Here is a 6,000-nt window from a genome sequence, read left to right on the forward strand (position 1 = left end):
GGAATCAAATCCAAGGATTGATCGAGCTGTTGACTCTCGCTGACTACTACAAACCGGCAAATTGTGGTGGAACGCATCACCAAAGAAGAACTGGATACCTCGATCGACCCCGCAACAACGACCGCAAAGTGCGTGCTGGAATCTGAGGGTGAGGTGCGTTTGAAGTTCACGGAACACTACGGAATCGTCATCACGATTCAATTTCCGAGCATCTAATCAAGCTGAACCAACAGCATCACGGCAGCGATCGCTACTCGGGGAGCTTCCCCTGAACTACTGAGAAGACACTCATAGGGAAAGGATCTAAGGCAGGATCAGTACCTAAACCAATATCAAAATTAGCTGAGACGGGTAGGCACCCTGACGTTGGCCGTGCATCTCAGGGCCAAATTCAAAACCAGAGCAAGGGGCTATCGATCCTGATCTGTTAACGCCCCTCTCTCCAGAGAGCCAATTCATGATTCATGATTGAGTTCGCCTTCGAACGCTTCTGAAAAAAAGTGTTCTACATAGTGATGTGCTCTTTTATCAGCAATTTCATCGTAAAGAAGTGCCTGAGGTTCCTCTCCACCAATCACTTCTAAATTATCCTCGGTTTTCAAACTAAAGGCATGTTTTTTGCCTCCCAACAGAATGAGCTGATAATCAGTACCTGCTTCATCCAGCTCTTGGATGATATTCATGTTTGACTCCATAGGGTTAAAGACATCCTTGGTTCCGTGAATGAGAAGCAAACTTGCTCCATCCACATTTGATTCAATCATTGGTGCTGGTTTGAGCTCCCAAGGCAAAGCAACTCCCCAAATTGAAGCAACAGCTCGAATGCTCTGGATCCGACGGGCCATATCCAGAGCAAAGAGTCCTCCACTGGAAAAACCGATAACACCCGATCTGGTCGAATCAACTCCTTCGAGAGAGCTGGCCTGCTCAAAAGCAGCACTAGTGCGTGCCAAAGTATCTACACGATTATTAAACAAAGGCATCACCTTCTTCGCTGCATCCTCTGATGACTTTGGCATCGCTTGGTCACCATAAATATCAACGCAATATCCTACAAATCCCATCTCGCTCAACCATCTCGCTTCTGCTTGAGCATATGATGTGAATCCATGATAATCAGGAATAACAAGTACGATCGGAGCAGGCTTACTGAATGAATTTGGATACACAAAACAGTCTTTATAACTTACTCCGGCATGTTCATACGCGACCTCATTGATACTCATTTGCTGCTTTAAGCATGGCATCTAATCCTAATAAGCTTATTACTGGTCGTCATTGACTGATGCCATAACTCAAGCGATTGAAACGCCGGTTTTTTCCTGATTATCCTGGTTCCTGTGAGCTAGATGCTCAACCCAAAAGATCTGTTGATCTGGCAAGCGATGGTCGAACTGGGATTCGGGTTCAAGGCTTGTGGGTAATGACCGGTCCGGAGACAGGGTCGGTCACTCCGAGCTCCGGCGAGAGCTCTTCAAAGAACTCGCGCACTGAATTGAGGTGTTCAATCATCTGAGGCCGTGCTGCCACAAGCTTCTCCTCGCTCTCCCAGAGACCGACAAAGCAGTAGGAGCATTCGCCTGTCTTGGCCCAGTAAGCATCAAGCATTCCTTCGGGGTTGACCCATTGCTTCGTCACAGCGATGAAACTGTCTTCGCAGTCTTTTTTGCAGCGGACACGAACGTTGTTGAGGAACCTAGCTGCCACTTGAAATCTCAAACTTCAGTGAGCTTGCCAGGAGCCTGCACCGTTGTCTGTGACCGAATGCACCTCAGTGTCACTCGCTGAATTCAGTAGTAACGGCCTGGATATTCTCCGGGGTGATCCAACCGTGTGACGCGCACCCCAGCCGCACTGCGGCCTGACAGCATCAGCAGGTCGCTGCCTGAGATGGCAAAGCCGAGCTCCTGGGCCAGCAGCGCCACCTCATCTGCCGTGACCGCTGCCTGGACCTTGGCCTGCAGAACCGGATCACGGCCTAGGTGCTCGAGAAAATGCTGAACCGGTGATGGGGTCATCACTGCTAATGAACTGGTGCAATTGAACACGATTCCCAGCCGAGGCTTGAAAGCGGATCATTGTGTGGAGAGATCGCGATTCTCGAGGCAGCTCCCATGCTGAGTTCCTTGCTCAACATTCTCTGGATCGTGCTCGGAGGTCTGATGATGGCGCTGGGTTGGTGGCTGGCGGGAGTGATCTGTGCGATCACAGTTGTAGGGCTGCCCTGGGCTCGCTCCTGTTTCGTGATCGGACGTTTCTCGCTCTGGCCCTTCGGCCAGGAAGCCGTGAATCGCAGAGAACTGCGGGGTCGGGATGATCTGGGCACCGGATCACTGGGGGTGATTGGCAACGTTCTCTGGTTTCTGGTGGCGGGATGGTGGCTGGCAATTGGCCATCTGACCTCCGCCCTGGCTTGTTTTGTCACGATCGTGGGCATCCCCTTCGGGATTCAGCACATAAAGCTTGCCCTGATTGCCCTGGCACCGGTGGGGATGACTGTTGTGCCGGTCCGCAATGTCTGATCAATCCTCATGAGAGGGCTTCAGAGCGGCAGATAGAGAAAATCACTACCGCAGCGATCCAGAGCCTCACGCACCGCCTCGAGCACTTGTTGATCCCCTTCAAAGCTGCGCCCTGCTGGCACCACAAGCTCGCCGCTGACATCGAGATGAATGTTGCCGCTGAACCACGACGCACCTAAAGGCAGAAACGCTCGGCAACTCAAAGCACCATCGGCAGCCTGCTTCCGCTCGATCAGCCAGCCATTGACCCGGTCAAGCTCTGTGTAGTTATCGAGACCAGCCCTGCAGGGATACATCATCAGCACCAACATCAGCGTGTTCTGCACAGCGCATCCGGCAGGGCTGACGCGGCATTGCTGAAGCTCAAGAACGTTCCTCCTCAGTGAGGTACTCCTCGACAATGGGCGAGCAATCACCACGTTCCAGGGCTGCGATCTCACGCTCAATGTTGTCGATGAACAACTGATTACCGTTGCGCCTGGCCACCTCCAGAACAGTGCGTAGGCGCTCCAGCTGAATCCGGTTCTCGTCGTCCATTCACTGCACTTCGCAATCAGGGCAGCCAATCACGGATGCCGCATCATCAGCAAGCCCGCACAAACAACACGGCCAAATGGTCGGCGTCGATGCAACAACAACAGGTCAAGATCCGTTAAAAGGGGTTGACATGGAGTTCAATCATGGCTCATCGATACGGAGTAATCGGCAGTGGATACGTTGGCACTGCAGTGGCCATGCGCATGAAAAGGGCCGGCCTGCCCGTCACCGCCACCACCCGTTCATTGGAGAACGTGAGCGAACTGAGACGACTGATGGATGATGTGCGTCAGCTCGACATCAGCGAATCAAACCCAGACCTCTCTTTTCTTGCTGACCTGCAGGGTCTGCTAATCAGTGTGGCACCCACCAGGCAGAACGATGGTTACAGCGATGTGTTCGTCCGTGGCATGCGCAACCTGGCCGGCGCACTAAGGCGCAGAACCAGCACACAACCCCTGCACATCACCTACATCAGCAGCGTCAGCGTGTATGGAGACCGGCAGGGAAAAGAGGTGTGGGAGCACTCATCAGTGGACTCCAGCTCTCCGGTGAACAACATGCTTGCTTCAGCGGAAGAACTGATGCTCGACATCGAACGCCCCGACACCTCGATCTGCGTGCTCAGACTGGGCGGGATTTATGGACCCGGCCGAGACATGGTGGGCATGATCCGTGAGGCCGCTGGGCAGCAAGTGCCCAAAAACGGTAATGCCATTAATGCCTGGAGTGGCCTTGTCGACATTGCCAGAGGCGTGCAGTTCGCATCTGAGCAGAAGTTGTCAGGCATCTTCAACCTGGTCGACGACATGCAGCTCAGTCGAAGGGAACTATCAACCCTGATCTGCGATCAGGATGGCTTACCCCCTGTGCTCTGGAGCCACTCCAGCTCAGCGACCGAGCGCAACATGAATGCACGAGTTTCGAACCAGAAGATCAAGGACGCCGGCTTTGAACTGATGTCACCATCGATGCTGGAGCCAGCCATCGCTTGAACAGATTGTCCAGAGAATGACCATTCGCTGACAACAAATTAATTGGGTATTCGTGCACACACCAGACTCAACAATTGAGTCGCGATGATACTCATCATCAATGCCAATATCATGGCAAACCAACAAAAAATTGATGTCTTCAGGTGTGCTGGTAAAGAGACTGGTGTTGCCTTTTTTAGTGATCCGCTGCCAAGCCACGAAACACTTGTGGCGGACGTGGCATCAGCACCACATCCAGAGCTGTTCTGCCATCGATACCAAACCGATCAGTTGATGGTTCTGAGTGGCAGCCTGGATCTGGTTGTTCTTCAGAATCGACAGTTTAAGCTAATCCGATTGAAGCAAAAAGACCGTACCTGGGTTCGCATTCCACCGAGGATTCCGCATGCTGCCATCGTCCGCAGCGATCAACCAGCAACCGTCGTGAATGCAGTCCTGCGCCATGGACCTGTTGATCCCCGTGACTATCAATCCAGACCGATTCCAGGCGCATTGATGCCTCAATGGCTATCGCTGCAGGACCTGGCTACCGCTGACCGATCATGCGCTGACGGACCAGTGCATCCCACAGCCGGGTGGGGATGAACGGCTGCAGCACCAGTGCCTCCGACTGACTGCCACAGCGGTAACGGGGTTTCGGCCTGGATACCTCCAGAGCCGAGACGATGGTGCGGGCGACCACCTCTGGCGTGGAAGCTTGGCGAAAACCCTGATCCCATGCCATTTCCACACGACGCATCATGGGGCCCCAGACGGGATGCAATGCCTGCCACTGCAAGGAGGCTGCACTGGTGGATGCAAAGCCAGTGAGGATCAGTCCCGGCTCCACGATCACCACCTGCACCCCGAAGCTGTGCAGCTCAAGACGCAAAGCATCACTGATGCCCTCGAGAGCATGCTTACTGGCGCCATACCAGCCGGCTCCGGGCGTGACAAAACGGCCCGCAATCGAAGAAAGGTTGATGATGCGGCCACGACGCCGTTCACGCATGGGCGGCAGCAGCATCTGGGTGAGGCCGATCAGCCCGAAAACGTTGACCTCAAACATGGCCCGGGCACGCTCGACAGGCATGGTCTCGACCGGACCCGCTTCCCCGTAGCCAGCGTTGTTAACCAGGGCATCCAACGCCCCAACATGGCGACCGATCACATCGGCGAGCTGCCGGCACGAACCCTCATCAGCCAGATCAAGCGATAGCACCTCAGCACCGCGGAGTCGCAACGGCTCCATGGCCTCAAGCCGGCGTGCAGCAGCAAAAACATGCCATCCGCTATCCAGCAGCCGATGGGCCGTGGCCAGGCCAATACCACTGGAGGCCCCGGTAACTAGCACACTGCGGGTGGAGTGGGATCTAGACACTGTCATCTCATTTGTGGCACGCCGCTCGGAACCGATTGGAGCGACTAGTCATGCCATGCTTGCCTCGCCGGCCGGTCACCCGCTTCCGCCAAACACGGAAAGAGCCGGACTTGAGCTCAGAACGCATCAAAGCAATCACCGCCGACTCCGGCAAACCGAACTGAAATTCGATCGCTTCGAACGTAGTGCGATCTTCCCAGGCCATCTCGATCACGCGATCGATCTCCTGTGAGGTGAGCTGGTCCCAAAGGTGGCAGTCCATTCAAAGATCTGGTCAGTGGTCGGGATGCTCAAACAGAGCCACGGCACGGTCGGAGTCACTGAATTGGCGGGGTTTGGAGACCCGCTCAGACTCGGAGGCCTGCGGCACGGAAGGCAGCGCAAAGGCTCTCTCAAGCTCGGCTCTGGCAGCTCCGAAGGGATAGGTCATGAACGCAGCAGTAAGACAAAGGCCCAGGGCCCACACTCTTTACATTACGCAACACTGACGACAGGCGCGACGGGCTGACAGCAGTGACTCACCTTGGCGCACAAACGAAACTGATTCTCATCAGCAGATTTGCGCTTCTGATTGTGATTCTCAAGA

12 protein-coding genes are annotated in these 6,000 nt (G+C 54.5%); 4 read left to right on the forward strand and 8 right to left on the reverse strand.

Going from position 1 to position 6,000, the window contains the following annotated elements:
• The first annotated feature begins 66 nt into the window (after nt 1–66).
• Nucleotides 67–216 (forward strand): hypothetical protein, encoded by a 150-nt coding sequence (locus tag DXY31_RS17420; protein ID WP_206749812.1) that lies wholly within the window; start codon nt 67–69, stop codon nt 214–216.
• Between the two features lie 239 nt (nt 217–455).
• Here the strand turns inward: DXY31_RS17420 and DXY31_RS10415 are convergent, their stop codons facing one another.
• The 3 genes from DXY31_RS10415 to DXY31_RS10425 form a co-directional block, all read right to left on the reverse strand.
• Nucleotides 456–1,226: a dienelactone hydrolase family protein gene (locus DXY31_RS10415; protein ID WP_170953661.1), complete on the reverse strand. Its 771-nt coding sequence runs from the start codon at nt 1,224–1,226 to the stop codon at nt 456–458.
• A gap of 181 nt (nt 1,227–1,407) precedes the next feature.
• Complete coding sequence (locus DXY31_RS10420) at nt 1,408–1,707, reverse strand: hypothetical protein (protein WP_114993717.1); 300 nt, start codon at nt 1,705–1,707, stop codon at nt 1,408–1,410.
• Nucleotides 1,708–1,790: 83 nt separating this feature from the next.
• Complete coding sequence (locus tag DXY31_RS10425; RefSeq protein WP_114993718.1) at nt 1,791–2,018, reverse strand: Nif11-like leader peptide family natural product precursor; 228 nt, start codon at nt 2,016–2,018, stop codon at nt 1,791–1,793.
• Nucleotides 2,019–2,114: 96 nt separating this feature from the next.
• Between DXY31_RS10425 and DXY31_RS10430 the strand changes: the two genes are divergently transcribed.
• Nucleotides 2,115–2,522, forward strand: a complete 408-nt coding sequence (locus DXY31_RS10430) for a YccF domain-containing protein (RefSeq protein ID WP_114993726.1) — start codon at nt 2,115–2,117, stop codon at nt 2,520–2,522.
• Between the two features lie 20 nt (nt 2,523–2,542).
• On the opposite strand, the gene DXY31_RS10435 is transcribed toward DXY31_RS10430, so the two are convergent.
• Nucleotides 2,543–2,923 carry a hypothetical protein gene (locus DXY31_RS10435; RefSeq protein WP_170953662.1) on the reverse strand — a complete coding sequence of 127 codons (381 nt, stop codon included), beginning with the start codon at nt 2,921–2,923 and terminating at the stop codon, nt 2,543–2,545.
• Nucleotides 2,886–3,059, reverse strand: a complete 174-nt coding sequence (locus tag DXY31_RS17025) for a hypothetical protein (RefSeq protein WP_170953663.1) — start codon at nt 3,057–3,059, stop codon at nt 2,886–2,888. Before DXY31_RS17025 ends, DXY31_RS10435 begins: the two co-directional genes overlap by 38 nt.
• A 143-nt stretch (nt 3,060–3,202) precedes the next feature.
• Between DXY31_RS17025 and DXY31_RS10440 the strand changes: the two genes are divergently transcribed.
• Both DXY31_RS10440 and DXY31_RS10445 read left to right on the forward strand, forming a co-directional pair.
• Entirely contained in the window at nt 3,203–4,054 is an 852-nt protein-coding gene (locus DXY31_RS10440) for an NAD-dependent epimerase/dehydratase family protein (protein ID WP_114993720.1), read from the forward strand.
• Nucleotides 4,055–4,165: 111 nt separating this feature from the next.
• Nucleotides 4,166–4,639, forward strand: coding sequence for a cupin domain-containing protein (locus DXY31_RS10445; protein ID WP_114993727.1), 474 nt, complete (start codon nt 4,166–4,168; stop codon nt 4,637–4,639).
• Here DXY31_RS10445 and DXY31_RS10450 read toward each other — a convergent pair.
• From DXY31_RS10450 to DXY31_RS17030, 3 genes are read right to left on the reverse strand one after another with little or no spacing between them, the layout of a single operon-like run.
• Nucleotides 4,581–5,414, reverse strand: a complete 834-nt coding sequence (locus DXY31_RS10450) for an SDR family NAD(P)-dependent oxidoreductase (RefSeq protein ID WP_244279695.1) — start codon at nt 5,412–5,414, stop codon at nt 4,581–4,583. The genes DXY31_RS10445 and DXY31_RS10450 overlap by 59 nt on opposite strands.
• Before the next feature lie 7 nt (nt 5,415–5,421).
• The gene (locus DXY31_RS10455) at nt 5,422–5,676 is read right to left on the reverse strand and encodes a TIGR03643 family protein (protein ID WP_114993722.1); all 255 of its coding nucleotides are present in this window, start codon (nt 5,674–5,676) and stop codon (nt 5,422–5,424) included.
• 12 nt (nt 5,677–5,688) lie between these two features.
• Nucleotides 5,689–5,844 (reverse strand): hypothetical protein, encoded by a 156-nt coding sequence (locus DXY31_RS17030; protein WP_170953664.1) that lies wholly within the window; start codon nt 5,842–5,844, stop codon nt 5,689–5,691.
• Nucleotides 5,845–6,000: the final 156 nt, after the last annotated feature.

Origin of the sequence: Synechococcus sp. UW179A (genome assembly GCF_900473965.1) — a bacterium.
Taxonomy (GTDB): domain Bacteria; phylum Cyanobacteriota; class Cyanobacteriia; order PCC-6307; family Cyanobiaceae; genus Synechococcus_C.